Source organism: Streptomyces sp. WM6378 (assembly GCF_001279695.1).
Lineage (GTDB): Bacteria > Actinomycetota > Actinomycetes > Streptomycetales > Streptomycetaceae > Streptomyces.
On sequence record NZ_LGDD01000336.1, the window covers coordinates 13,403 to 37,812 of the forward strand.

Below are 24,410 nucleotides of genomic sequence, written 5' to 3' on the forward strand. Positions count from 1 at the left end.
CTGGATTGGGGGACGTCGGCCAGCGCCCAGTCTGAGTAAGGTGAGCGGCGTCTGAATGGAATGGGCAACACCGCCCGTGGGGTATCGGGCGCCGCGTGACGACCCTTGGCTCATCGCGCGAGCGCGAATTCGCCGCTGACCAGCGGCGTGTGCCTATGGCTCGTGTTCCCCCGGCAGATGGTCTCGGTGATCCGGACGTTGGAGGACCTTGTGTGCACACGGAACGGAGTTCGCACGGCTCACGGCATGCGCTCGTGCTGACAGATGTCGTCCGTGCCGTGGATGTCCCAGGCGGGGAACGGGTCGTGGTGCGGTGCAGGCTCGCCCGGGCGTACGAGGCAGGCGTCCAGGGCGTGGTGCAGTGCGTCGGAGTTCAGCCCTGTCCCGATGAAGACCAACTCCTGGGCCTGGCCGCCGGTTTCGCGAATGCCGGACGGCTCGAACCGGGCGACGGCACCGGCCTGTGACCACAGTCCGGTCACCCGGTCGCGGCCCGCGAGCCAGAAGAAGCCCTTGGAACGCAGGACGCGGCCGTAGGTGCCGCTGTCGAGGCCCTCGGTGACGAACTCCCACAGCCGTCCGGGGTGGAAGGGCAGGTCGGCGCGGTAGACCGTCGAGGAGATGCCGTACTCCTCGGTCTCGGGAACGTGGTCGCCGTTGAGTTCCATGACCCAGCCCGGCGCCTGCTGTGCGCGCTCCAGGTCGAAGAGGCCGGTGCCGAGGATGTGAGAGGGGGCTACCCGGCCGTGCTCGGCCGTGATGACGCGGGCGGCGGGGTTGAGCCGGGTGAGTGTCGCCCGCAGCCGGTCGGCCGACTCTTCGTCGACGAGGTCGAGTTTGTTGAGCACGATGACGTCGGCGAACTCGATCTGGTCCATGAGGAGATCGCTGACGGTTCGCTCGTCGTCCTCGTACTGGTCGAGGCCGCGCTCCACGAGGCCGTCGCCGCCCGCGAGTTCGGGCAGGAAGTTCGCCGCGTCCACGACCGTGACCATCGTGTCGAGCCGGGCCAGGTCGCCGAGCGTGGCGCTGTCGTCGCGGGGGAACGCGAACGTGGCGGCAACGGGCATCGGCTCCGAGATCCCGCTCGACTCGATGAGGAGGTAGTCGAAGCGACCCTCGCGGGCCAGCCGGTCCACCTCCCCCAGGAGGTCGTCGCGCAGGGTGCAGCAGATACAGCCATTGGTCATCTCGACCAGCTGCTCCTCGGTGCGCGACAGCGCCGCCCTACCGCCCCGCACCAGGGCGGCGTCAATGTTGATCTCGCTCATGTCGTTGACGATCACGGCGACGCGCAGGCCCTCCCGGTTGCCCAGGACATGGTTGAGGAGGGTCGTCTTGCCTGCTCCGAGGAACCCGGAGAGGACCGTCACGGGGAGCCGCGGGCCGACGGTCGTCCTGGTCGTCATCGCGGTCAGCCCTCCGGTCGCAGCAGTCCGCGCTCGTACGCCTTCACGAGCCGCTGCGGCACCTGGTGGACGGATCCGTCGACAGTGATCGGCACCAGCTGGGGTGTGCTCGCCTTCCACTGGGCGCGGCGGTGGCGGGTGTTGGAGCGGGACATCTTCCGCTTGGGAACGGCCATGGGTGGGGGACCTCCGTCGTCGTGGTGAGGACACCACCGTACATGAAAATGGAAACCATTTACATCTGGGTGACCGGTGTCCCCGGCCTGGCGCCGGCGTCAAGCCGGACCTGTGGTCGTAGGCAGCACAGGAAGGGTCGCTAGGCTTCCGGCCCGGCCCCGCTGGACAGGGCGGGCGGACAGAGGCCGGGAGCCGCGATCGACGAAACAGCCAGCCGTGTGAGTGCGGTGCCGGACGCTCCTGCGCAGTTGGAGCAGGGGTCCTCGCCGAGGCGGGGGTCCGGCGTACTGGTGCGGGTGGTGCGGGTTTGCCTCGATGTGGTCGTCGGCGTTCTCGCGCTGGCGCTCATCGGAGGCATCGTCGTCCTGGTGGCGCCCGGCATCCTGGTGCGGCTTGAACAACCCGCGCTTCAGGCGTGGTGCACCGTACTGGCTGCGGTGGTGATTCAGGGCGTTCCGTTCCTGCTGCTCGGCACGGTGGTGTCGGCCGCGGTCACCACTCTGGTCCCGGATCGTGTGCTCGCCCGGGTCCTTCCGCGCAACCCCGTCCTTGCCGTTCCCGTCGCGGGCGCGGCCGGAGCCCTCCTGCCGGGATGTGAGTGCGCGTCCGTACCGGTCGCGGGGAGCTTGATCCGGCGGGGGGTCGCACCGGCCGCTGCCCTGACATTTCTCCTCGCTGCGCCCGCCGTGAACCCGGTCGTGCTGGTGGCCACCTCGATCGCGTTCCCGGGCCGCCCGGAGATGGTCCTGGCCAGACTGCTGGCCTCGCTGGCCGCCTCGGTCACGATGGGCTGGCTGTGGATCCGGCTCGGCCGCACCGACTGGCTGCGGCTGACCGACCATCAGCAGCCGACCGCCGGCCGGGGGCGCCTGGACGCCTTCACCCGGGCCCTCCAGCACGACTTCCTCCACGCGGGCGGATTCCTGGTGCTGGGGGCGGCGGCCGCGGCGACCTTCAACATTGCGGTGCCGCCCGCGGTACTGGAGTCCTTCGCCGGCTCACCGTGGCTGTCGGTGCTGCTGCTCGGCGTACTCGCGGTGGTTCTGTCGATCTGCTCGGAGGCGGACGCCTTTGTGGCGGCGTCGTTGTCCGGATTCTCCGCGACGGCCCGGCTCGCCTTCATGGTGGTCGGGCCGATGGTCGACCTCAAGCTGATCGCGCTTCAGGCCGGAACGTTCGGCCGTGTTTTCGCCCTCCGGTTCTCCACCGCCACGTTCGTCTCGGCCGTGCTCGCCAGCACCCTGGTCGGGGGGTGGCTGCTGTGAGGAAGCTGCTGCCCGCCGCGCTGCTCGTTCTTGTCGGCTGCGCCCTGCTGCGGATCAGCCTGCTCAGCGATCTCTACCTCCGTTACGTGAAGGAGGGGCTGCAGCCCTTGCTGATCGCGTCAGGGGTGGTCCTGGTTCTGCTCGGCCTCATGGCGTTCTTCCGCGTACGCCACCACGATGGCCAGGAGGCGACGGACCACGGGCACACCCACTCTGCGGCCGGTCCCAAGACGGCCTGGCTGCTCGGGCTGCCCGCGGTCATGCTGCTGCTGTTCGCCCCGCCGGCCCTCGGCTCGTACACCGTCGCACGGGACGGGTCCGGTGCGGTCGCCAAGCGCACGACCTTCGCTGCGCTGCCCGCACAGAGCCCCCTCGCGCTGACCCTGACCGACTTCACCAGCCGCGCGGTGTGGGACGAGAAGGGGTCGTTGAAGGGCCGTACGGTCCGGCTGACCGGGTTCGTCACCCCGGCGAACCCTGACTCCTGGCAGCTCAGCCGGGTGATCGTCAGCTGCTGCGCGGCGGATGCCCGGGTGGTGAAGGTGGAGATCCACGGGATCGCAGTCCCGCCGGCCGACAGCTGGGTCACCGTCACCGGGGAGTGGCGGCCCGACGCGAAGGCCCCGGCTCTCGATGCCACCGGACTCAACCGCATTCCGCAGCCCAAGAACCCCTATCGGGACACCGCACAGCCCTGACCGGACCTGCGTCAGATGATGTAGACCGTCACTGCGTAGCTGCCCTGGCCCGCCCCGCAACGCATCGCTTCACCACAGGAGTTGCGGTGGGCGAGGATCTGCTCCGTGCCGGTCCGGCGGGCGGTGAAGTCGTCGGCGGCGATGCCACAGCCCGCGCCCGGTTCGCAGGTTCCTGTGGGTGTGCTGCCGCTGTTGCCGACAGAGGTCAGGGTCTGGGGGCGGGGCTGGTGGGCACGGACCAGTACGTCGCCCCGAGTTCGTTGCCGCGCCCAGCCCGAGCGGCCGGTGGTCGGCCTCCCGGCTGTCGGACGTGCGGACATCGGGTGGCAAGTTGGCCGCCGTCGCAGCCTCCTTCGCGCGACGCAGGTGAAGGCCATCGTCCGGGAGGCGGCTCAGGAGCGACATCGTGGTTGGCTTCCTTCCCTATTTGGCGCGGGGGGAGGAGGGGGGCGAGGTGCGGTCAAGCATTGGTAATGGTTTTCATTTGCGATGGCCTCGATCATGGTCGTGACAATCATTTCCATCTAGCGTGTCGCGTGTCCCGTTCTGCCGGGTCCTGCCCGTCCGCGGGGCCCGGCTGGTTCGTCGAGGAGAACTCCCGCCATGTGCACTGCGATATCCAGCCGAACCCGAACCCGAATCCAAGTCCGTAGTGCTGCCGGGAGTCTGGCCGTTGTCGTGGCGCTCGCCGCGCTGAGCGCCTGCTCCACCTCCTCCGCCTCTTCGGGGGCGGACAAGACGACGAAGTCCGCCGGTGAGGCCAGCGGCAAGGGAGGGGTGAAACTCCGTGTCGTGGCGGCGGAGAACTTCTGGGGCAGCATCGCCCAGCAGCTCGGCGGCGACTACGCGGATGTGAAGAGCGTCATCGACAACCCGGATGCTGATCCGCACGACTACGAGCCGACCGCCGCCGACGGGCGGACCGTGGCCTCCGCGCAGTACACGATCGTCAACGGCATCGGCTACGACGCCTGGGCGGACAAGCTGCTGTCGGCCAACCCCGGCAGCGGCCGGACCGACCTGAAGGTCGGGGACCTGGTCGGCGTCAAGCCCGGTGGGAATCCGCACCGTTGGTACTCGCCGGACGATGTCCACAAGGTGGTGGAGAAGGTCGCGGCCGACTACAAGAAACTCGACCCGGCCGACGCCGCCTACTTCGACGCGCAGAAGAAGAGGTACGCAGGGCAGACGCTCGCCCCGTACGACAAGCTCGTCGCCGACATCAAGGCGAAGTACGCGAACACCCCGATCGGGGCCTCGGAGTCGATCGTCACTCCACTCGCCGAGGGGCTGGGCCTGAAGATGCTGACCCCCGAGTCGTTCCTCGACGCGATCAGCGAGGGCAGCGATCCGACCGCCAAGGACAAGTCGGCGATCGACCAGCAGATCAAGAACAAGCAGATCAAGGTGTACGTCTACAACAGCCAGAACTCGACGCCGGATGTGGCCGCCCAAGTCAAGGAAGCCAAGGCGCAGGGCATCCCGGTCGCCACCGTCACCGAGACACTCACCCCGGCGGGTGCCTCCTTCCAGGACTGGCAGGTGCGCCAGCTCCAGGGCATCGAGCAGGCCCTGGCCCAGGCGACGGGCAAGAAGTGACCGCCGTGGATCCCGCCCGGCGGGTGAGTGGCGTGGCGCGGCACCGGGTGCCGGCGCAGGCCGGGCCCGCCGAGCCGCCCGAAGCCGCCCCGGCCGTGGTGTCGCTGCGCGGTGTCGGAGTGCGGATCGGCGGCCGGGAGCTGTGGTCCGGGGTCGATCTGGACGTCGGGGCCGGGGAGTTCACGGCCGTTCTCGGCCCGAACGGCGTCGGCAAGTCGACCCTGGTGAAGGTGCTGCTCGGCCTGGTGCCGTCCGCGGTCGGTGAGGTGCGGGTGCTGGGGGAGGCTCCGGGGCGGGCCGGGCCGCGGGTCGGCTACCTGCCGCAGCGCCGGAGTTTCGATGCCAGTCTGCGGATCCGGGGCATCGACATCGTGCGGCTCGGCATGGACGGCGACCGCTGGGGTGTGCCGCTGCCGGTGCCCGCCCGGTTCAGCGCCCGGCGCCGGGCCGAGCACGACCGGATCGCCCAGGTGATCGAACTGGTCGGTGCCACGGCGTACGCGAACCGTCCGATAGGGGAGTGCTCCGGTGGCGAGCAGCAGCGGTTGCTGATCGCCCAAGCTCTCGTGCGCAGGCCGGAGTTGCTGCTCCTTGACGAGCCTCTGGACAGTCTCGACCTGTCCCATCAGGGGGCGGTGGCGGCACTGATCGGGCGGATCTGTCGGCAGGAGCGGGTGAGTGTGGTGATGGTCGCCCACGACGTGAACCCGATACTGCCCTGGCTGGACCGGGTCGTGTACATCGCCGAGGGCGGCGCCGTCGCGGGCCGCCCCGAGGAAGTGGTCACCACGCAGACGCTGTCGCGGCTGTACGGGGTGCCGGTGGAGGTGCTGCGGACCAGCGACGGACGTCTGGTGGTGGTCGGCCAGCCCGAGGCGCCCGCCCTCCACGCGGATCGGCACGCGTCATGAACTGGGCCGAGGCGAACGCCGGTTGGTCGTGGGATCCGGTGGCCGACATCCAGCAGATCTGGGCGTTCCCGTTCATGGTCAACGCCTTCAGGGCCGGCACCGTCGTCGCCGTCCTGGCCGCTGTGATCGGCTGGTACATGGTGCTGCGCAGGCAGAGCTTCGCCGGGCACACGCTGTCGGTCGTCAGCTTCCCGGGGGCAGCCTGCGCGACCCTGCTCGGCGTCAGCGCGGGCCTGGGCTACTTCGCGTTCTGCGTCGGCGGCGCGCTGGTGATAGCCGCGATTCCCCGCTCCGGCCAGGGCGGCCGGAGCCAGGAGTCGGCACTCACCGGCACCGTGCAGGCGTTCCTCCTCGCCTGCGGCTTCCTCTTCGTGGCCCTCTACAAGGGCTTCCTGGGCGGGATCAACGCCCTTCTCTTCGGCAGCTTTCTCGGGATCACGACCACGCAGGTCGCCCTCCTCGCCGTGGTGGCGGCACTCGCGCTCGGCGTCCTCGCGCTGATTGGGCGTCCGCTGCTGTTCGCCTCCGTCGACGGGGGCGTGGCCGCGGGGCGCGGGGTGCCGGTACGGATCCTGTCCGTGGTGTTCCTGGTGCTGCTCGGCGCGGCCACCGCCGAGGCCAGCCAGATCACCGGCACGCTCCTGGTGTTCGCCCTGCTGGTCATGCCCGCCGCAGCAGCCCAACAGCTCACGGCCAGGCCTGCGTTGAGCCTCCTCGCCGCGGTACTGATCGCGGTGCTGGTGACCTGGTGCGCCCTGATCACCGCCTACTACTCGCCGTACCCGATCGGCTTCTACGTGACCACCTTCGCCTTCGGCGTCTACGCCCTGGCCAGGACGGGCCGCGCGCTCGCCGCCATCCGCCCTCGTGTTTCGGAGGAACCCACGAACGCGTCGGTGGGGCACGCGCCGCTCGGAGGCACCCCATGAGCGCCTTCTCGCACCCCTTCTTCCTCCACGCCCTGCTCGCGGGCACCGGCATCGCGTTCGCCGCCGGCCTGGTGGGGTACTTCCTGGTCCTGCGCGCCCAGGTCTTCACCGGCGACGCACTCAGCCACGTCGCCTTCACCGGGGCCCTCGCGGCCCTGGCACTCGGCTACGACCTGCGCCTCGGACTGTTCGCCGCGACCGTCGCCTTCGCGGTGCTCATCGGGCTCGTCGGCAACCGGGGGCGGGCCGACGACGTGGCCATCGGAAGCGTCTTCTCCTGGATCCTGGGCCTCGGCGCCTTCTTCCTCACCCTGTACGCAACCCACGGCGCGGCCGACGGCACCGCCGGCGTGGGCGTCCTCTTCGGCTCGATCTTCGGCCTCTCGGCCGGGCAGGCGTGGCTGGCGGCGGGAGTTGCGGTGGGCATCGGCCTGGCCGTACTCGCCGTGACCCGGCCGCTCCTGTTCGCCTCGGTCGACGAGGCCGTGGCCGCCGCCCGCCGCGTCCCCGTGCGCGACCGGGGCGGCGAACGTCTCTACCGGCACCGCCCCTCGGCCGAACACCGGCACTACCTACTGTGCCGCACCTGCAGCCTGAGCATGCCGATCGACTCCGCCGCCGTGGAAACCTGGGCGGAACACATCGCCCGCTCCTCAGGGTTCGCGGAAGTCGAGCACACCGTCGAACTCACCGGCCTGTGCCCGGACTGCCGCCCGCACTGACCACCGCGAGCAACCTCTTGCCGCAGTGGGCCGGGGCGCCACCTCTCCAGGCAAGTCGTCTGTGCAGGCGCGGCCATCGCGTCAGTTCACCAGGAGGACTTGGTCACAGCGGGAAGGAATCCGGCGTGGCCCTGTTCCAGGGTGCGGACCCGGGAGAGCCCGAACAAGCTTCTCCCCCGGCGGGTGGCAAATGACGAAGCAGAGCTCATGGCTCTGCTCTCGGACGTACTGGCCTTGAGCGGCGAGACTACCTGGGCAGTAGACATTTCCGATGGAACTGCTGCTCCGCCAGTGCGCGGCGCTCCGAGGGCGACCACGCCCCGAGCGCGACGCACTGACGCTCCGCCGGGGCATCCTGGGTGCAAGACGGCCTGATCTCGGCCTTTTCCTGGCCGCGATGTGATCGGTGGCGGTGTTGGCGCCGGCGTTCCCGGGCCGCAGCCGCCCGGACAGCGCCTCGCCGGTGTTGGCCAGGAAGCACATCAGCGGGTGGGACCCGAAACCGCCCTTATGGGTGGGCGCTGCTGCCTCCTTTGGCGATCACTGGCGGCGCCGTTCAGGGCGGAAAGGGGGAGAGGTTAGGGCGCCGTCAATTCGATCAACTCGGTGTTGTCCGCCTCGAACTGGGGTGCAAGGATGCTCAAGCAACAGCACCAGTGGGCTCAGCCGGGGGAAATGAGTTCAACGCTATGAATACCCATCTCGTGGTGGGGACCGTTCTCGCCGTCATCTATGTGGCCGTATCCGTGGGCGTATTGACCATCGCCCGCAAGAGCCGCAGCGGTACGCTCTCCAGGAATCCGCTCGTGGGTGTACGGACGAGGGAAACGCTCGGCGACGACGCCGCCTGGAAAGCCGGTCAGCGCGAGGCCCGACGGCGCTATGTGCGCCTCGTACCGGTGCTGGTCGGGGCCGCGATCGCTTCGCTGGTGAATGCCCTTGCCGAAGGGCCGTTCTGGGGCTTCGCGGTGATTGTGGCGGTGAGTGGCGCCCTTGACCTGGCGATTGTCACCTCGTCCGCCGCCGCGGCCAATTCTGCGGCTCGCCGCGAGCGTCGCCGGCCGGTCTGAGCCGACCCCACCTGCCCCGGTGGCGGAGATGAATTCCGCCACCGGTCTCCAACGCCGTTGACCAGGGCGCCCGTTCGGCCCCCGCGGTCCCGCCGCCATCACCGAGGCCGATCGTCGCTCCGTCTCGCTTGCCCGTGAACGGAGTGCCGATGGCGCCTGCCCGGAAACGGCGGAGCACGCACACAACGACTATTCGAAGGTATCCCACATGAATCTGAAGAAGACCGGTGCGCTCGCCTGCGTGGCAGCGGTGCTGACCGTCGGCGTCGCCTATGGTTCCGCGTCCGCGTCCGCCGCCCCGGTGGCCGTCCACGCCGCGGTCAAGCCGGCCGAGCACCACGTCAAGTACTCCGACGAGGACATCGTGGGTCTCCTCGTCTTCGCCAAGGGCAAGGCGGCGGACGAGCACCCGGACCTGGCCAAGCAGATCCGGTCGCGCCGCTCTCCCCAGACCAGCCAGGTGACGCTTGAGCAGATCGCGGTGTTCACCAAGGACCTCAAGGCGGTCGACAAGGACTTCCACGACAAGGTGACCGTCGCGGTCCAGATCAACGACCCGTTCCAGGCCAAGGCCGGCATGCAGCGGCTCAACGAGGACCTCAAGACCTTCATGACCCAGCACAAGTCGCCGGCCATGAAGAGCCCGAACCGCGCCAACGGCTGGTTCTGGCACGACGCCTACATCGCGATCGAGATCAACGCCGTGGGCGCCATCAACGCCATCGGTTACGCGAACGTGGCCGGGGCGACCGAGGCCGTCGTCACACTCGTGGTGGTCCCGGCCGCCGTGAGCTACGGCTTCGACATGAGCCAGCCCAACAGCCTCGACGCCGACAACATGGTCTCCGCCGTGGCGGCGGCCCTCTAACAACGACCGCTCTGCCGCGCCGTATTTCCTACCGGAGCGGCGCGGCAAAGCCTCCGGTGACGCATCCGACACCTTTTCCGCACCGCATAGGGATCGCGCTCATATGGCCAGCACGTCCGGCGACACGCATTCGAGACCGGGGGAGCCCCGGACCGGATCGATACGCCAACTCGCCCTGTTCTCCGTCGCCTGCCTGGTGGTCTTCGGCTACCTGGCCGCCGCGCTCTTCTACACGCTGCCGAGCAATGCGCTGAGCAGCCGGCACTCCAAGGGCGCCCGTTCGGCTCTGAACATTCTGACTCCGGAGAACTGGGCGTTCTTCACCCGGAATCCCCAGTCCGAGCAGACCGGCGCCTATGTGCTGGGGGCTGACGGCTCTCCCCGAAATCTGTTGCACACACCGCAGGGCAATCCCTCGAACATGTTCGGACTGTCGCGTACGCAGCGTGCACAAGGGCCCGAGCTGGGTTTCTTCAACGCGGCGGCGACCGGGCACTGGTCCGACTGCGGGGGCTATCTGGACGACTGCATGAAGGAGACGTCCAGGAAACCGGCTGTGAAGGTGGACAACACCAGTCCGGTGCCGACCGTGTGCGGTGACTCGTACCTCACCCAGGAAAAGACGGTGCCGTGGAGCTTCCGCAACCAAGTTTCCTACGAAAAACGCGTGCTGCGGATCGTGCACCTGGACGTCCGATGCAAGTGATGCCCGCCGTAAGGAATTCCGTACAGGAAATGGCCGACCGGTTGGCCAACCGCACCGCGCGGCACGATCTGCGGTCCCGGTGGTTCGGTGTCGGGCGCACGGTCATCGCGCTGGCCCAGTTGAGCGTGCTGTTGCTGACGCCGGTCAAGGCACTGCTCGTGCCGGTCGTCGCGATGGGGGAATACCCGCGCTGCGACTCCGTCCGCGGTGCGTCAGCACTGTGCCTCGGCGGTGACGCGCTGGGCATGGAGCCAAGGCGGTGGCTGTTGATCGCCGTCTTGGCGGTGGTCGCCAGCGGCTACCGCCCCCGCTGGACGGCCATTCCCCATGCGTGGACCTCGTACTCGGTCGCGGTCAGCATCGCGGTGCCCGACGGCGGCGAGTCGATAGGCATGATCATGAGCCTGCTGATGATTCCCATCGCTCTGGCCGACGGCCGTACCTGGCACTGGCAGCGGCCGGTCCGGGAGCAGACACCTTCATGGCGGACGGTGTCCTTCGTCGCCTTCCTGGCCATACGGGTGCAGATCGCCTACCTGTACCTCGACAGCGCCGTCAGCAAGTTCGGCGTGGCCGACTGGGCCAACGGCACCGCCGAGTACTACTTCCTGCGCGACAACATGTTCGGCGTGGGACAGCCGTGGGACTCGCTGTTTCTATGGATGTCCAGGAGCGCCCCGGTCGTTACCGCCCTGACCTGGGGTGCGCTGGTCATCGAGATCGCCATCGGCGTGTGTGTGCTGGCATCCGACCGCTGGCGCAAGGCCGGAATGGTGATGGACATCGTCCTGCACGGTTCGATCATCCTCACGATGGGCCTGTGGAGCTTCGCGGTGGTGATGATCGGCTCCGCGATCGTCTGCGCGACGCCGGAGCGGGTCCGGCCGGAGCGGGCTCCGGACGCACCACCGGCCGAGCCGGAAGTGCCGCACTGCGCGGCATGCGGTGCCCTGCGCGAGGCCGCCACCGTCCCGTAATGGTGGTAAGTACGTGAAAACGCCCGTCGGTTGGGACGGGCGTTTTCGCATTTACCGATGCACCGACGGTGTGCCTATGCGGAACCTGCTTCCATTGCGCGGGCCGAGCCTCGCGGTGATGTCCACGCGCCGTACGTCCGTATCTGTGGAGAATTCCCGGGTGGTCTCGGCGAGACGCGTATGGTGCTCCCGACGATATCGGAAGAACACGCTTATAGAGTGTTCGCCCGGCGAGACGGTTATTTCCGTGGTGCCCCATCGTGCGGCATGTTCCTGCCCGTCGATCTCGACCACGGGATGGGTGAACAGCCGGTGGAACCACGCGGCGATGAGCGACGGTGTGACATTGACCGAGACAACTGCCCCTTGATCATGCATGAGTTGATCCTAGCAATCAGCCCAGCAACTCATACGCGGGCAGGGGGAGGAATTCCGTATTAATAAGATTCCGTGAGGTCTTCCGGGCTGGACGGGTTCGGATGCATGTGGGGTGTGGGGGCCGACGATGCCGAGCACCGCACGGCATGCAAAGTATCGGCCGACATCGGGCACCGCGAGAAGCGGCGGCTTGTCCTGGACATCCTCGACGACCTCACCCCCCTGGGGCCTGCCGCCCCGTGTCGTGTTCGCTGGCCAGTGCGAATCTGTGGACGGCGCTTTCTGAGGCCCGGCGACTGCGGATTCCTCCTTCTGGAACCGCCCCAAGAGAGGCCAACGGAGCTGAAGGCTGCCTCATGACCTTCACCAACCAGCGGCATGCAAGGGTCTGTTGGTGTGCACGCGCCGGAGCAGCGTGCCGGCGGCCATGACGCGGTGCATGCGACTGAGACAGCGCGGGGCCCGCCGTTCGCTTCGGCGGCACGCACGTGCAACGGTCAGACACAGCGAAGGCCCGGACGAGGGGTGGTCCGGGCCTTCGCTGTGGACGGGTCAGTCGGCGCGGTGGACCGGCAGGGTCACGTCGTACGGGAACTCGTCGCCGTCCCGCAGGAAGGTGAGCCGTACGTGCAGTGTGCCTGCTTCGCTCGGCAGTGCGGGCTGGCCCGAGATGGTCCCCTCGGTGTGGGAGCCGTCAGGGGAGAGGCCGAACGCGCCGCCCCAGTCGGTGTACTCGTTGCCGAGTTCGTCCCTGGCCTCCAGGGTGAGAAGGACCGGGATCTCGTCGTCCGGCCCCTCGGGCAGGGGCGGGCTGATGGAGTACTCGACGGTGAAGGAGTCCTCGGCGCGGGTCACGCCGTGCAGGGTGAGTCGGTGGCGGGCGTCGAGGATCGTCACGGTGGGGCGGGCGTTCTCGTTCATGGTGCGGTCACGCGCTTCCGGGCTTGGGGACCTGGCAGGTGATGTAGCGGTCGGCGGCCGTGTTCGGCTTCGAGCCCTTCAGGAACCAGTAGAACGTCACCTTGTTCCCGGTGGCGATCGCGCCGCCACCGCCGCCGGTGAACTGGTACTTGTTCATGCTGCCGTGAAAGTTGTACGTGCTGATCGCGGTGTGCGGCCCGTAGGGCGGGTTGATCGCCTTCCCGTTGACGTACGCGTACGGCATGGTGACCGTCACCGTCGGGCCGAGGTTGGCGCGGGCGGTGTTGGAGAGCTTGAAGCCCCAGGCCAGGGTGCCGCCGGTGGCGCGCTGGAAGGTGACGGTGGAGACGGGGTGGGTCCAGGCGCCGGTGCACAGCTTGTTCGCGGGCGTACGGAGGTGGACCTGTTCGGCCTTCTCCTCGGCCAGTTTGGCTACGGCTGCTTCGTCCTTGGGCTGGGTGACGGTGAGGAAGCCGCCGCCGTTCTCGGGCGAGGGGCCCTCGTCGGCGGAGGCCGGGCCGGCACCCGTGGTCAACAGGACGCCGCATGCCGCAGCGGCCGCGAGCGAGAAGAGGTGTCGGGTGCCTATGCGCATGTGATTCCCCCGTGGATGAGTGCTGGGACGGCGCCGCGCGGAGAACGGGGGTCGGCCGTTCCCTGTGGTGCGGGCGCGTTCGCAGTCTTGCCGGGCGCGCCCGGGAATCGCAATGTCCGAGGCGTCAGTGATGCGCTAAAAGGGTTATGGAGACGGGGAGTTGGGCGTCAGCTCTTGCGGGCGGGCGTGGTGTTTCTGTGGGGTGCGGTGGGTTCGCCGCGGCGGACGGAGCCGGGGGCGCGGGCGGCCGGGTGGTCGGCGCGGGCGGCGGAGGTGAGCTGCCAGGGGACGCTGGTGACCATCACGCCCGGGGTGAACAGCAGGCGGCTCTTGAGCCACAGGGCGGACTGGTTGTGGAGGAGGTTCTCCCACCAGTGCCCGACGACGTACTCGGGGATGAAGACGGCGATCACGTCGCGCGGGCTGTCGCGGCGCATGGTGCGGACGTACTCGACGACCGGCTTGGTGATCTCCCGGTAGGGGGAGGCCAGGACCTTCAGGGGGACGTCGACGTCGAGGTCCTGCCAGCGGCGTTGCAGGTCGCCGGTCTCCTCCTTGTCGACGGCGACCGTCAGTGCTTCGAGCCGGTACGGCTTGAAGGCGCGGGCGTAGGCGAGGGCGCGCAGGGTCGGTTTGTGAATGGTGGAGACGAGGACGACCCCCAACACCCGTGACGGCGGGACGAGTTCGTCGCGCGGGTCCTCGACGGCCAGCTCGGCGGCGGTGTGGTCGTAGTGGCGCCGGATGCCGCGCATCATCACCCACAGCAGGATCGCGGCGACCACGGCGAGCCAGGCGCCCTGGGTGAATTTCGTGATCAGCACGATCACCAGGACCAGTCCGGTCACGCAGGCGCCCAGCGCGTTGACGACGCGCGCCGACTGGTGGCGGCGGCGCACTGCCGCGTCGGGCTCGGTGCGCAGGGCGCGGTTCCAGTGCCGCACCATGCCGAGCTGGGAGAGCGTGAAGGAGGTGAACACGCCGAGGATGTAGAGGTGGATGAGGCTGGTGACATCCGCCTTGTACGCCCAAAGGAGCGCGCCCGCGACGACGGCGAGGGCCAGGATGCCGTTGGAGAAGGCCAGCCGGTCGCCCCGGTTGTGCAGCTGGCGCGGGAGATAGCGGTGCTGGGCCAGGATCGAGGACAGCAGCGGGAAGCCGTTGAAGGCGGTGTTCGCGGCCAGGATCAGGACCAGGGCGGTGGCGGCCTGGATGAAGAAGAAGCCGATGGAGTGATCACCGCCGAAGATCGCCGAGGCGAGCTGGGCGATCACCGTCTTCTGCGTGAAGCTCTCGCAGTTGCCGCCGATACCGGTCAACTGGCAGGAGTCGTCGGTGATGTGGACCTTCGCGATCAGCGCGAGCGCCGTCACGCCGACGAACATGACGACCGCGATGATGCCCATCGAGGCCATGGTGCTCGCCGCGTTCTTCGCCTTGGGCTTGCGGAAGGCCGGGACGCCGTTGGAGATCGCCTCCACGCCGGTCAGCGCCGTACAGCCGCTGGAGAACGCGCGCAGCACCAGCATGATCAGAGCCATCCCGGCCAGGTTCTGGTTGCCGGGCTCCGGGTGGATTCCGTACGCGGCCGACTCGGCGACCGGCGCGTCCCCGAGCGCGTACCGGATCAGGCCGGTCGCGACCATGATGATCACGCCGCCGATGAAGAGGTAGGTGGGGGCGGCGAAGGTGCGGCCCGACTCGCGCACGCCGCGCAGGTTCATCGCCGTGAGGATCGCGACGAAGCCGAGCGCCAGCAGCACGCGGTGCTCGGCCAGTGACGGGATGGCCGAGATGATGTTGTCGACTCCGGAGGCGACGGAGACGGCCACCGTCATGACGTAGTCGACGAGCAGTGAGGCAGCCACGACCAGACCGGCCGAAGGGCCGAGGTTTCTCGACACCACCTCGTAGGAGCCGCCGCCGCTGGGGTAGGCGTGCACGACCTGGCGGTAGGAGAGCACCACCACCGCCATCAGCGCGACCACCCCGGCCGCGATCCACGGCGTGAAGTGGAGGTAGGCGAGCCCACCGAGGGTGAGGACGAGCAGGATCTCCTGCGTCGCGTACGCCACGGAGGACAGCGGGTCGGAGGCGAAGATCGGCAGCGCGAGCCGCTTGGGCAGCAGGGTCTCGCCGAGTTCCTCGCTGCGCATGGCGCGGCCGATCACGAGGCGCTTGAGGACGCCGGTCACGTTGAACACGTCGCGAGCGTAGGAAAGGGGGAGGACGGATACCCGTTAAGGAGCCGTCAAGATTCTCGTAATTCATTCCGAAGTAGGAAGAAACGCCTACTCCAAGCCGGAGATCTTGAACACAGTGCGGGCGGCTTCGCGGTCCACCCGGGCCGCGATCTGCAGCAGCGCGGTTTCGCCGCAGCACAGCGTGCCTCGGGTGACACTGATGCGGGCGTCGGTGTCGAGGACGTGCCACAGCGCAGGGTTGGCGATCAGGACGCGCGGGTCGAGCTCGGCCCGGTTGCCGTCCGCATCCCGCAGGGCCAGGCGCTGGGCGACCCCGTTGGACCAGCGCACCGAGACCAGCCGGTCGGTGCGCACCCGGGCCTCGCGCCACAGGCCGCGCGTGGTCAGCAGGCCCCGGGCGGCCGATACCCGGGTCGGCCACAGCACTGCGAGCAGCAGAGCGCCGAGGAGCAGCCACAGGGCCGCGCGCAGATCGGTGAGTGTCCCTGCCACCTCGTCGACGCCCGCGAGGAGGACGAACAGGAGCGCCCCGTATCCCGCTGCCGAGCGGGCCTCGCCCGCCCAGGTGGTGTCGTACGCGACCGGCTCGGGCAGCATGGCCCGGCCTCCCGCACTGTCGCGGGTCGTCCGTCGTCCCATGCCGGGACCGTAAGCGTGCCGGTCGCGGTTGTCGTGGCACCGACACCAGTCTTGATGCGGGCCTTACGGCTTTCTGACGCCCGGGCGGTCATGTGTCCGCCAGCCGGGCCTCCTCCAGGTCGAGGGAGCGCTGGAGGCGGCGGCGGGTGGTGTCGCTGATGTGGTGGTCGTCGTAGAGGCGCTGGAGTTCGGCGGTCTCTTCGAGGATGAGGTCGCGGCGCAGCTGGCGGTAGATGTGGTCGGCCGACGCGCTCTGTCCGTTGCCGCCGTTGGTTTCGTCGAGGCGTTCGCGGGCGTGTTCCTGGCGGGCCTGCAGGGCGCGGCGGAGGCGGTCGGCGACGACCTCGGGGACGGCCTCCAGTTCGGAGATCTCCTCCAGGCGGCGCATTCCTGCGTCGGCGAGGCTGAGCCGGGCGTTGGCCTCCTCGCGTTCGGTGTGGTCGGGTTCGAGGGCGATGCCCGAGCGGCGTACGACGGTGGAGAGTGAGAAGCCCTGGACGACGAGGGTCACCACCACCACGGAGGTGGTGAGGACGAGGACGAGGGGGCGGCCGGGCAGCGTGGCTCCGTCCGCCGTGGCGACCGGGATGGACAGGGCGGCGGCCAGCGGCATGACGCCCCGGGTGCCGGCCCAGGAAAGGACCACCGGGACCCTCCAGTTGGCGCGGCGCTGACCGGCCTTGCGCTGGAGCACGGCCGAGAGCGGGAAGACCCACAGCATGCGGACGGCGATCAGGGTCGCGGCAAGGGCGAGTGCGTACAGCGGCCAGAGCCGGTCCGCGTTGCCGAGTTCGCGTATCAGACCGGGCAGGGAGAGCCCGATCAGGCTGAAGACGACGCTTTCCAGGAGGAAGACCACCGTGCCGTACACGGCGTGGAGCTGGAGGCGTATCCGGGCGCTGGTAAGACGGTCCGAGCGGCCGCCGAGGACCACGCCCGCGATGACGACCGACGTCACCCCCGAGGTGTGGGCGGCCTCGGCGAGCACGTAGGCGGCGTACGGGGTGACGAGCGCGACGACCGTCTCCAGGACCGGCTCCTCGGTTCTGCGCCGGATCAGCACCACGACACCGGCGACCGCCGCTCCGATCAGGGTGCCCCCGCCCGCGAGCAGTGCGAATTCCCCGCCCGCACCCGCCCAGGAGACGGCGGAGGCGGCGACCGCGACACCCACCGCCACCTTGAACAGGACCAGCGAGGTGGCGTCGTTGAACAGACTCTCGGCCTGCACCAGGACCTGCACCTTGGGCGGCAGGGCGAGGCGTCGGCCGAGCGCGGTGACCGCCACCGGGTCGGTGCTGGCCAGGACCGCGCCGAGGACCAGTGCCATCTGCCAGGGCAGCGGCGTGAGCGCGGAGGCGACGAAGCCGACGATCGCGGCCGATGCGAGCACGAGCCCGATCGCGAGAACACCCACCGGCTTCCACACGACTCGCAGCTCGCGCCAGGAGACCTCCTCGGCACTGGCGTACAGCAGCGGCGGCAGCACGACCAGGCCGATGATCTCGGGGGTGACCCGGATCGCCGGAGCGCCCGGCAGCAGCGCGACCGCCAGGCCCGCGACGACCAGCAGGGACGGCGCGGGAATGCGCCACCGGCGGGCCCCGGTGGCCACCAGGGTGGCGAGTACCACGAGGAACAAGACCGTACCGACGCCGCGCATGCCGCCCCCAGGCTTCCTGACCCGATAGTCGGGCCCACCTGGCCCGTTACGCCGACCAGACTTCCCGGCACACCGCCTTCACCCTATCGATTACGTCTGTCGTCAAGGCCGCGTCAACGAAGCACCGTCCGACGACAGGGAGGCGTCAAGAGGCACACCCGGGAGGAGCTGAGAGGGGTTCCCTTGAAGGGCCGCACACGCTGTCCTTCGCCGTGGTCCTCCTCGATCAGGGAGCTGACGTCTGTGAGTGTCGAGAACATCGTCGGACTGAGCATCGGCGTTTGCCTGCTCGGCTATCTGATCTACGCGCTGATCTTCCCGGACCGGTTCTGACGGGCCCGGTCACGCTGCTGTGGGGCATCCTCGGCGAAGGGTGACCGAGAGCGTACGAGTTAGGTCAGGAACACATCAATGTCCTTGCGCGCGGCGCCTTTTGGCGGCGGCTCCCGATGATGATCGGGAACACACATCGCGCTCCGGCCGCCCAGCTCCCCCTGGGCGGCCGGAGCGCGCGTACGGCGTGAGGAGGCAGGTGCTGTGGTGGTGGAGCCGGACGTCCCGCCCGGAGGTCAGGAACCCGGGAAGCGGGGTCGGCTGAAGGTCTTTCTCGGAGCTGCCCCCGGGGTCGGCAAGACCTACCGGATGCTGGACGAGGCCCGGCGGCGGGCGGAGCGCGGTACCGATGTGGTGGTGGCGTTCGCCGAGTGCCACAAGCGGCGTCACACCCTGGGAAAGCTGGACGGCCTGGAGGTCGTGCCCAGGGTCCAGCGTGCCTACCGGGGCGGGCAGTTCGTGGAGATGGACCTCGATGCGGTGCTCGCGCGGCGCCCTGCTGTGGCCCTCGTGGACGAGCTGGCGCACTCCAATGTGCCCGGTGGGCGCCATGCCAAGCGGTGGCAGGACATCGAGGAACTCCTGGCCGCCGGGATCGACGTGGTCACCGCCGTGAACATCCAGCACCTGGAATCCCTCAACGACGTCATCGAGAAGATCACCAAGGTGCCGCAGCAGGAGACCGTCCCCGACGAGGTGGTGCGCCGCGCCCACCAGATCGAGCTCGTGGACATGCCCGCCGAGGCGCTGCGCCGTCGCATGGCGCACGGCAACATCTACGCGCCGGAAAAGGTGGACGCGGCGCTCGCCAACTACTTCCGGGTCGGAAACCTGACGGCATTGAGGGAGTTGGCCCTGCGGTGGGTGGCCGACCAGGTCGACGAGGCGCTGCAGAAGTACCGCAGCGATCACGGCATCGGTGGCGTGTGGGAGACCCGGGAGCGGGTCGTGGTCGCGCTGACCGGCGGGCCCGAAGGGGAGACGATCATCCGGCGGGCCGCCCGGATCGCCGACCGGACCGCCGGGGGTGATCTCCTGGCCGTGCACATCGCGCGCAGCGACGGCCTTGCGGCCGGGGCCTCCTCGGCGGCGCTGGCCCGGCAGCGGGCTCTGGCCGAAAGCCTGGGCGGCAGCTACCACTCGGTGGTCGGCGACGACATTCCCACCGCTCTCCTGGAGTTCGCCCGCGCCGAGAACGCCACGCAGCTGGTGCTCGGTACCAGCAGCCGGGGCCGTCTGGAACGGTTCGTGACCGGGCGGGGCATAGGGGAGACGGTCGTCGCGCTCTCCGGGGACATCGACGTCCACATGGTCACCCACGAACGGGCGGGCAGCGGGCGGCTGTTGCCGTCCAGACGGCGCACCCTGTCGACGCCCCGGCTCGTTGCGGGCCCGGTGTCCGGTCTCGTGCTGCCCGTCGCGCTGACCCTGGTGCTCGACCATCTCCGGGGCAGCCTCAACGTCACGAGCGAGGCCCTGTTGTTCCTGCTCGTGGTGGTCGGCGTGGCCTGCGTCGGGGGAGTCGTGTCCGCCGTGGTCGCCTCGGTGACGGCCTCGCTGCTCCTGAACTACTGGTTCATCCCGCCGATCGGTGCGTTCACGACCACTTTTGACAGTGTGCTCGCCACGGTGGTGTTCGCGGTCGTCGCGGGCATCGTGGCGGCCGTGGTGGACCGCTCGCTGCGGCTCTCGCGCCGCTCGGCACGGGCCACCGCGGAGGCGGAGACCCTGTCGTCGCTCGCCGGCTCCATCGTCCGCGGCGACCGGGCAGTGCCGGCGCTCCTGGAACGCACCCGGGAGACCTTCGGGATGGAATCGGCCGAACTCACCGAGGCACCCGTACCGGACGACGGCGCCGTCGTCCAGGTGCCGGTCGGCGAGCGGGCGCACCTGGTGCTGCGCGGTCGCCCCCTGCCGTCCTCCGAACGCAAGGTCCTGACCGCCTTCGCCGCGCATGTCGCCGTCGCGGTCGAGCGGGCCCGGCTCGCCGAGGCGGCCGCCGAGGTCGAACCCGTCAAGGCCGCCGACCGCATGCGCACCGCGCTGCTCGCCGCCGTCAGCCACGACCTGCGCACCCCGCTCGCCGCGGGCTGGGCCGCCATCACCTCGCTGCGCAGCCGCGACGTCGACTTCAGCGACGAGGACCGCGACGAACTCCTGGCCACCGCCGACGAGTCGATGGCCCGGCTCGGCCGCCTCATCGACAACCTCCTCGACATGAGCCGCCTCCAGGCCGGCGCCCTCACCCTGAGACTGCGCGCCACCGCCCTGTCGGAGGTGCTGCCCACAGCTCTGGAATCCCTGCCGCCCGAAGCGCCCCGCGTGGACGTCCAGTGCCCGCCTGGGATCCCGCCTCTGCTGGCCGATCCGCCCCTGCTGGAACGCGTGGTCGCCAACCTCCTCAGCAACGCCGCCCGCCACACCCCGCCCGGCGAGACCGTCCTGCTCACCGCGAGCACCCTCGCCGAGCGCGTCGAGGTACGGGTCATCGACCGCGGCCCCGGGCTGCCCGCCGAGGACCGCGAGCGCGCCTTCGTGCCGTTCCAGCGCCTTGGAGACACCGACAACACCACCGGCGTGGGCCTGGGCCTGGCGCTCTCGCGCGGGCTCGCCGAGGCGATGGCGGGCACCCTCACACCCGAGGACACCCCTGGTGGCGGCCTGACCATGGTCCTGTCGCTGCCTGCCGCCGACTTGCCGGAACGGGTGGAGACATAGCGGTACGTCCCGCGCCGGAACCTCCACTTCCGCTTGGTTCTCGGGAGGAGGATCGTGGAAGGCGGAGCACTGGAGGTGGCTGTCATGGCCGTGATCACACTCCCCGGCGCCGCGCGGCCTGCCCGCTCGGCGTTTGCGCTGCGCGACCGACTCGCGCTGCTGGCGGCGACCGCCGGCCCGCTCGCCGTCGCCGCGCTGCTCATTCCGTTCCGTACGCATCTGGCGAGCACCAACATCGCGCTGATCCTGGTGGTCGTCGTGGTGGCCGTGGCCGCCAACGGGCACCAGGGTGCCGGGGCGCTCGCCGCGCTCTCCTCGGCCGCCTGGTTCGACTTCTTCCTGACCCGGCCCTACGAGCGGTTCACCATCTCCAGCGGTGACGACATCACCACGGCCGTGCTCCTCCTGGTGGTGGGCCTGGCCGTCTCCCAGCTGGCGGCACGGGCCCGGCGCCTGAAGGTGGTCACCGTCACCGACGCGGGGCACTTGGCCCGCATCCACGAGACGGCCCAGCTCGCCGAGCACGCCGGGTCCGCCGACGCCGTCGTCGAGCACGTACGCCGCGAACTCACCGACGTCCTCGCACTGGAGAACTGCCGCTTCGAGTACGGATCACTGCTCGGACATCCACCGCAGCTTCGCCAGGACGGACGGATCACCACCGCGCACGGGCGCTGGGACATCGAACGCCGTGGCTGGCCGCCGGACGAGGTCGAGCTCCGGGCGATCGGCAACGGCCACTACTACGGCCGGTTCATGATGCGTCCGGCGCCCGGTGCGGCCGCACCGCTGCAGGCGCGGCTCGTGGCCGGAACCCTCGCAGGGCAGGCGGGAGCAGCCCTGGCTGAGGCGGAGACGGGCACGGTGACAGAGGACTGAACACGGACCGGGGCGACTGGAACTCACCCCCGTCAAGTAAGCGTTAAACCAGTCGACTTGGGCGTCAGGGCGCCGTCAAGGAAGACGATCACTCGAACTCCTGCCCCCCATCCTGATGTGCATACGGGTTCGTACGAACGGCCCGTGGCGCGAGGTTGGAGGGCGAGTGACGATCACCGCCGGTACCGGACAGCATCAGGGAGCGGGGGCCCCGGTTGCTGCCGAATCACCCCCCGCGCCATCCGTTCGTCACGGGGGGATCCCGTCGCCGCGGCCCGGAGGGGGTCCGCGCGAAGGACAGCCGAGGCGACGGCCTCCCATCGCCGTCGCCCGGCTCGTCCCGCTTCTCCGGTACCTCGTCGAGCGCTACTGGGACACCACCCCCGGGCGCCTACGGCTGGCCCGCACCGTGTGCCTGCTGCTCGGGGCGGGACTGATCGCCCTCCTGACCGTCACCGCCACCGGGCTCTCCGGCACCTGGGATGCCATCCAGCACCGTGACGCGCCCCGCACCATCGCGGCCACCCAGCTGAACCTGGCGCTCAACGACATGGACGCCCAGACCGCCAACATCCTGCTGTCCAGCGGGGATTCGGGCACCGGCAAGGGCCGTCTCGACGAGTCGTACACCAACGCCACGCGCCTCTACCAAGAGGCCCAGGAGACCATCAGCGGCTCCCTGCGCACCCTGGGCGCCGCCGCCGAAGGCGACAAAGGAACCGAGAACACCGTCGTCGCGCTCACCGACGACTTCGCCCAGTACCAGGAACTGGTCGGACGGGCCCTGGAGAACGACGAGCACCCCGGCGGCAAGGACCCGGCCCGCGCCGACTACCGCCGCGCCACCGACCTCCTCTCCGGGAAACTCCTGCCGCAGGCCCGGCAACTGGTCGACGCCAACGATGCGGTCTACGAGCGCGAGTACGACGCGGCGCGCTCCGACCTGACCGCACAGCTGACCGCCGAAGCGGTCCTCGGGGTGCTGCTGCTCGCCGCGCTGGTCGCCCTCCAGGTGCACCTCGCCCGTCGCTTCGGCCGGATCCTCAACCCGGGTCTGCTGGCGGCCAGTTCGTGCGTGCTGGTGGCCCTGCTGTGCGGCGGGCAGCTGCTCACCGGCTCCGCCGAGCAGCTGAAGATCGCCCGCCACGACTCCTTCGACTCGGTGGTCGCCCTGTCGCGGTCCAAGGCGATCGGCTACGACGCCAACGCCGACGAGAGCCGATACCTCCTCGACGCGACGCGCAGGACGACGTACGAGAGTTCCTTCCTCGACAAGTCCCAGCAGCTGTACGGGCTGAAGGACGCGACGCTCGCGACATACGACGAGAAGCTGACCGCCACCTGGGCGGCCTACCAACGCGACCACACCGACGAACAGTTCACCGGCGAGTACCGGCGCGAGCTCGACAACATCACCTTCCCCGGCGAGCGCGAGGCCGCCGAGAAGACGGTGGACGCGTACGCGGTCTACGAGAAGGACGACCGCACCTTCCGGCAGCTGATCGCCGACGGCAAGTTGCAAGAGGCCACGGTCTTCTGCATCGGCTGGGCCTCCGACACCTCCAACGCCCACTTCGGACAGTGGATGAAGGCCCTGGATCAGGTGACCGCCATCAACTCCGCCCAGCACGAGCAGGCCGTCACCAGCGGCCGGGATGCCATCAGTGTCCAGGCGCCCATCTCAGGGGTGGCTCTGCTGCTCGCGGGCGGGCTTGTCGTGTTCGGCCTGCGACCGAGGCTGGCCGAGTTCCGGTGACGGCTGCCCCGGTCCGGCGGGTGGCATGCCAGTGCGGAGCAGCGAGGACGACACGTTGACGAGCGCGTCCGAGCGCGGGTGGGTTCCGGCGACCCAGTGGGCCTGCACCTCTTCCTCCTCCAGCGTGTGAAGCCGGTCCCGGACCCGACAAGCTGACCGGCGTCGCCGCCGGCTGTAGTGATGGGTCTGTCGACGGGCCGGACGGCGGACGTGCCGGGCGCGATTACGTATACGCCTCCTGCCGACGCTGATCACCAGGCGGCATCCTTCGAATGGCCGCGGCGCCCATGACAGAACAAGCTGGTCAAGCTCGGCTGAAATATGGTGCAAATACAGTGCCGGGCGCCCTCGGATGGCGTACAAGGCGCCGCTGTTTCCGCTGGTCGATGGCGATACACCGGCACCGGCGTAAGGAATCCGTCAAAGCCACGCCAATGGCCGTAAGAGGCCCATCAAGGGAACGGACAAGCGACGACTTTGACGGTTTCCTCTTGCCGTCCGTTCCTATTCCGAACCTCTTCCAGGAGTCCTCGATGGCCGACGTGGCCTTCGTCGTCACCACGATCGCGGTTTTCGCGTTGGTGGCGCTCATTGCCAAGGGGGTGGCAAAGCTGTGACTGCCGAGAACATTGTCGGTCTGATCGTGGCCGTCGCCCTCCTGGGTTACCTCGTCCTCGCCCTTGTGTACCCGGAGAGGTTCTGAGCCGCGCTATGTCTCCTGTTCTTGCCGGCGTACTCCAGTTCCTCGCCCTCTTCGTGGCGCTGGGTCTGGCTTATCGCCCCCTCGGTGACTACATGGCCCGGGTCTACTCCTGCGACAAGCACTTGCGCGTCGAGAAGTGGGTCTACAAGGCCATTGGTGCCAATCCGTCCACCGAGATGCGCTGGCCCGCTTATCTGCGCGGTGTCCTCGCCTTCTCCGCGGTGAGCGTCCTCTTCCTGTACCTGATGCAGCGCCTGCAGGGTTCGCTGCCCGGCTCGCTGGGGTTCGTG

At 69.3% G+C, this 24,410-nt stretch carries 26 protein-coding genes and 2 pseudogenes; 17 read left to right on the forward strand and 11 right to left on the reverse strand.

Going from position 1 to position 24,410, the window contains the following annotated elements; genetic code table 11:
• Positions 1–239: 239 nt before the first annotated feature.
• Positions 240–1,409 (reverse strand): GTP-binding protein, encoded by a 1,170-nt coding sequence (locus ADK54_RS37605; protein WP_053730320.1) that lies wholly within the window; start codon positions 1,407–1,409, stop codon positions 240–242.
• 5 nt (positions 1,410–1,414) lie between these two features.
• Positions 1,415–1,585 (reverse strand): 50S ribosomal protein L32, encoded by a 171-nt coding sequence (rpmF, locus tag ADK54_RS37610; protein WP_053730321.1) that lies wholly within the window; start codon positions 1,583–1,585, stop codon positions 1,415–1,417.
• 249 nt (positions 1,586–1,834) lie between these two features.
• On the opposite strand from rpmF, the gene ADK54_RS37615 reads away from it, so the two are divergent.
• Together ADK54_RS37615 and ADK54_RS37620 are read left to right on the forward strand one after the other, a co-directional pair.
• Positions 1,835–2,851, forward strand: a complete 1,017-nt coding sequence (locus ADK54_RS37615) for a permease (RefSeq protein ID WP_053730322.1) — start codon at positions 1,835–1,837, stop codon at positions 2,849–2,851.
• Entirely contained in the window at positions 2,839–3,549 is a 711-nt protein-coding gene (locus tag ADK54_RS37620) for a TIGR03943 family putative permease subunit (protein WP_324610219.1), read from the forward strand. Before ADK54_RS37615 ends, ADK54_RS37620 begins: the two co-directional genes overlap by 13 nt.
• An 11-nt stretch (positions 3,550–3,560) precedes the next feature.
• On the opposite strand, the gene ADK54_RS37625 is transcribed toward ADK54_RS37620, so the two are convergent.
• On the reverse strand, positions 3,561–3,869 hold the full coding sequence (locus ADK54_RS37625) for a hypothetical protein (RefSeq protein WP_053730324.1): 309 nt from the start codon (positions 3,867–3,869) through the stop codon (positions 3,561–3,563).
• A gap of 358 nt (positions 3,870–4,227) precedes the next feature.
• On the opposite strand from ADK54_RS37625, the gene ADK54_RS37630 reads away from it, so the two are divergent.
• From ADK54_RS37630 to ADK54_RS37645, 4 genes are read left to right on the forward strand one after another with little or no spacing between them, the layout of a single operon-like run.
• On the forward strand, positions 4,228–5,148 hold the full coding sequence (locus tag ADK54_RS37630; RefSeq protein ID WP_234392369.1) for a metal ABC transporter solute-binding protein, Zn/Mn family: 921 nt from the start codon (positions 4,228–4,230) through the stop codon (positions 5,146–5,148).
• A gap of 5 nt (positions 5,149–5,153) precedes the next feature.
• Positions 5,154–6,059, forward strand: coding sequence for a metal ABC transporter ATP-binding protein (locus tag ADK54_RS37635; protein ID WP_234392370.1), 906 nt, complete (start codon positions 5,154–5,156; stop codon positions 6,057–6,059).
• Positions 6,056–6,988: a metal ABC transporter permease gene (locus tag ADK54_RS37640; protein ID WP_053730326.1), complete on the forward strand. Its 933-nt coding sequence runs from the start codon at positions 6,056–6,058 to the stop codon at positions 6,986–6,988. Before ADK54_RS37635 ends, ADK54_RS37640 begins: the two co-directional genes overlap by 4 nt.
• Positions 6,985–7,710 (forward strand): metal ABC transporter permease, encoded by a 726-nt coding sequence (locus tag ADK54_RS37645; RefSeq protein ID WP_078966945.1) that lies wholly within the window; start codon positions 6,985–6,987, stop codon positions 7,708–7,710. The genes ADK54_RS37640 and ADK54_RS37645 overlap by 4 nt, the downstream gene beginning before the upstream one ends.
• Before the next feature lie 86 nt (positions 7,711–7,796).
• Here ADK54_RS37645 and ADK54_RS45380 read toward each other — a convergent pair.
• Positions 7,797–7,874 (reverse strand): annotated as a pseudogene (locus ADK54_RS45380) (30S ribosomal protein S14); the annotation flags it as partial.
• A gap of 229 nt (positions 7,875–8,103) precedes the next feature.
• Positions 8,104–8,250 (reverse strand): annotated as a pseudogene (locus ADK54_RS47995) (IS1380 family transposase); the annotation flags it as partial.
• A gap of 149 nt (positions 8,251–8,399) precedes the next feature.
• Between ADK54_RS47995 and ADK54_RS37650 the strand changes: the two are divergent.
• From ADK54_RS37650 to ADK54_RS37665, 4 genes are all read left to right on the forward strand, one after another.
• Positions 8,400–8,780 (forward strand): SdpI family protein, encoded by a 381-nt coding sequence (locus tag ADK54_RS37650; RefSeq protein WP_053730327.1) that lies wholly within the window; start codon positions 8,400–8,402, stop codon positions 8,778–8,780.
• 208 nt (positions 8,781–8,988) lie between these two features.
• Positions 8,989–9,648, forward strand: coding sequence for a sporulation delaying protein family toxin (locus ADK54_RS37655; RefSeq protein WP_053730328.1), 660 nt, complete (start codon positions 8,989–8,991; stop codon positions 9,646–9,648).
• A 103-nt stretch (positions 9,649–9,751) separates the two neighbouring features.
• A complete protein-coding gene (locus tag ADK54_RS37660) occupies positions 9,752–10,354 on the forward strand; it encodes an SdpA family antimicrobial peptide system protein (protein WP_053730329.1) in 603 nt (200 codons plus the stop codon).
• A gap of 29 nt (positions 10,355–10,383) precedes the next feature.
• Positions 10,384–11,331, forward strand: a complete 948-nt coding sequence (locus tag ADK54_RS37665) for a sporulation-delaying protein SdpB family protein (RefSeq protein WP_053730330.1) — start codon at positions 10,384–10,386, stop codon at positions 11,329–11,331.
• 51 nt (positions 11,332–11,382) lie between these two features.
• Here the strand turns inward: ADK54_RS37665 and ADK54_RS46460 are convergent, their stop codons facing one another.
• The 6 genes from ADK54_RS46460 to ADK54_RS37690 all read right to left on the reverse strand — a co-directional run bounded on the left by ADK54_RS46460 (position 11,383) and on the right by ADK54_RS37690 (position 17,731).
• The gene (locus ADK54_RS46460) at positions 11,383–11,709 is read right to left on the reverse strand and encodes a hypothetical protein (RefSeq protein WP_159048014.1); all 327 of its coding nucleotides are present in this window, start codon (positions 11,707–11,709) and stop codon (positions 11,383–11,385) included.
• 552 nt (positions 11,710–12,261) lie between these two features.
• On the reverse strand, positions 12,262–12,630 hold the full coding sequence (locus tag ADK54_RS37670) for a hypothetical protein (RefSeq protein ID WP_053730331.1): 369 nt from the start codon (positions 12,628–12,630) through the stop codon (positions 12,262–12,264).
• Between the two features lie 7 nt (positions 12,631–12,637).
• Positions 12,638–13,225, reverse strand: coding sequence for a hypothetical protein (locus tag ADK54_RS37675; protein ID WP_053730332.1), 588 nt, complete (start codon positions 13,223–13,225; stop codon positions 12,638–12,640).
• 167 nt (positions 13,226–13,392) lie between these two features.
• Positions 13,393–15,381 carry an APC family permease gene (locus ADK54_RS37680; RefSeq protein WP_420717472.1) on the reverse strand — a complete coding sequence of 663 codons (1,989 nt, stop codon included), beginning with the start codon at positions 15,379–15,381 and terminating at the stop codon, positions 13,393–13,395.
• A 135-nt stretch (positions 15,382–15,516) separates the two neighbouring features.
• A complete protein-coding gene (locus tag ADK54_RS37685) occupies positions 15,517–16,068 on the reverse strand; it encodes a hypothetical protein (protein WP_053730334.1) in 552 nt (183 codons plus the stop codon).
• A gap of 88 nt (positions 16,069–16,156) precedes the next feature.
• Positions 16,157–17,731: a Na+/H+ antiporter gene (locus ADK54_RS37690; protein ID WP_053730335.1), complete on the reverse strand. Its 1,575-nt coding sequence runs from the start codon at positions 17,729–17,731 to the stop codon at positions 16,157–16,159.
• A 243-nt stretch (positions 17,732–17,974) separates the two neighbouring features.
• Here ADK54_RS37690 and kdpF (ADK54_RS45390) point away from each other — a divergent pair, with 243 nt between their 5' ends.
• The 7 genes from kdpF (ADK54_RS45390) to ADK54_RS37715 form a co-directional block, all read left to right on the forward strand.
• The gene (gene kdpF, locus ADK54_RS45390; protein WP_063802139.1) at positions 17,975–18,064 is read left to right on the forward strand and encodes a K(+)-transporting ATPase subunit F; all 90 of its coding nucleotides are present in this window, start codon (positions 17,975–17,977) and stop codon (positions 18,062–18,064) included.
• Between the two features lie 207 nt (positions 18,065–18,271).
• On the forward strand, positions 18,272–20,782 hold the full coding sequence (locus ADK54_RS37695) for a sensor histidine kinase (protein ID WP_107090719.1): 2,511 nt from the start codon (positions 18,272–18,274) through the stop codon (positions 20,780–20,782).
• 84 nt (positions 20,783–20,866) lie between these two features.
• Positions 20,867–21,661, forward strand: coding sequence for a DUF4118 domain-containing protein (locus ADK54_RS37700; protein WP_053730336.1), 795 nt, complete (start codon positions 20,867–20,869; stop codon positions 21,659–21,661).
• 409 nt (positions 21,662–22,070) lie between these two features.
• Positions 22,071–23,417 carry a hypothetical protein gene (locus tag ADK54_RS37705; RefSeq protein WP_053730337.1) on the forward strand — a complete coding sequence of 449 codons (1,347 nt, stop codon included), beginning with the start codon at positions 22,071–22,073 and terminating at the stop codon, positions 23,415–23,417.
• A 491-nt stretch (positions 23,418–23,908) separates the two neighbouring features.
• Positions 23,909–24,034: a hypothetical protein gene (locus ADK54_RS48435; RefSeq protein WP_267887074.1), complete on the forward strand. Its 126-nt coding sequence runs from the start codon at positions 23,909–23,911 to the stop codon at positions 24,032–24,034.
• Positions 24,031–24,120, forward strand: coding sequence for a K(+)-transporting ATPase subunit F (kdpF, locus tag ADK54_RS42740; RefSeq protein WP_063801986.1), 90 nt, complete (start codon positions 24,031–24,033; stop codon positions 24,118–24,120). Before ADK54_RS48435 ends, kdpF (ADK54_RS42740) begins: the two co-directional genes overlap by 4 nt.
• Positions 24,121–24,128: 8 nt before the next feature.
• Positions 24,129–24,410, forward strand: a 282-nt coding sequence (locus ADK54_RS37715) for a potassium-transporting ATPase subunit KdpA (protein ID WP_199827128.1), incomplete at its 3' end; no start/stop codon positions are given.

Coding starts and splice junctions, on each gene's coding strand:
- ADK54_RS37700 (WP_053730336.1), top strand. CDS start 20,867: ATGGCCGTGATCACACTCCCCGGCGCCGCGCGGCCTGCCCGCTCGGCG.
- ADK54_RS37675 (WP_053730332.1), bottom strand. CDS start 13,225: ATGCGCATAGGCACCCGACACCTCTTCTCGCTCGCGGCCGCTGCGGCA.
- ADK54_RS37690 (WP_053730335.1), bottom strand. CDS start 17,731: ATGCGCGGCGTCGGTACGGTCTTGTTCCTCGTGGTACTCGCCACCCTG.
- ADK54_RS37685 (WP_053730334.1), bottom strand. CDS start 16,068: ATGGGACGACGGACGACCCGCGACAGTGCGGGAGGCCGGGCCATGCTG.
- ADK54_RS37650 (WP_053730327.1), top strand. CDS start 8,400: ATGAATACCCATCTCGTGGTGGGGACCGTTCTCGCCGTCATCTATGTG.
- ADK54_RS37655 (WP_053730328.1), top strand. CDS start 8,989: ATGAATCTGAAGAAGACCGGTGCGCTCGCCTGCGTGGCAGCGGTGCTG.
- ADK54_RS37660 (WP_053730329.1), top strand. CDS start 9,752: ATGGCCAGCACGTCCGGCGACACGCATTCGAGACCGGGGGAGCCCCGG.
- rpmF (WP_053730321.1), bottom strand. CDS start 1,585: ATGGCCGTTCCCAAGCGGAAGATGTCCCGCTCCAACACCCGCCACCGC.
- ADK54_RS37670 (WP_053730331.1), bottom strand. CDS start 12,630: ATGAACGAGAACGCCCGCCCCACCGTGACGATCCTCGACGCCCGCCAC.
- ADK54_RS37680 (WP_420717472.1), bottom strand. CDS start 15,381: ATGCGCAGCGAGGAACTCGGCGAGACCCTGCTGCCCAAGCGGCTCGCG.
- ADK54_RS37665 (WP_053730330.1), top strand. CDS start 10,384: ATGGCCGACCGGTTGGCCAACCGCACCGCGCGGCACGATCTGCGGTCC.
- ADK54_RS37625 (WP_053730324.1), bottom strand. CDS start 3,869: ATGTCCGCACGTCCGACAGCCGGGAGGCCGACCACCGGCCGCTCGGGC.
- ADK54_RS37645 (WP_078966945.1), top strand. CDS start 6,985: ATGAGCGCCTTCTCGCACCCCTTCTTCCTCCACGCCCTGCTCGCGGGC.
- ADK54_RS46460 (WP_159048014.1), bottom strand. CDS start 11,709: ATGCATGATCAAGGGGCAGTTGTCTCGGTCAATGTCACACCGTCGCTC.
- ADK54_RS37640 (WP_053730326.1), top strand. CDS start 6,056: ATGAACTGGGCCGAGGCGAACGCCGGTTGGTCGTGGGATCCGGTGGCC.
- ADK54_RS37605 (WP_053730320.1), bottom strand. CDS start 1,409: ATGACGACCAGGACGACCGTCGGCCCGCGGCTCCCCGTGACGGTCCTC.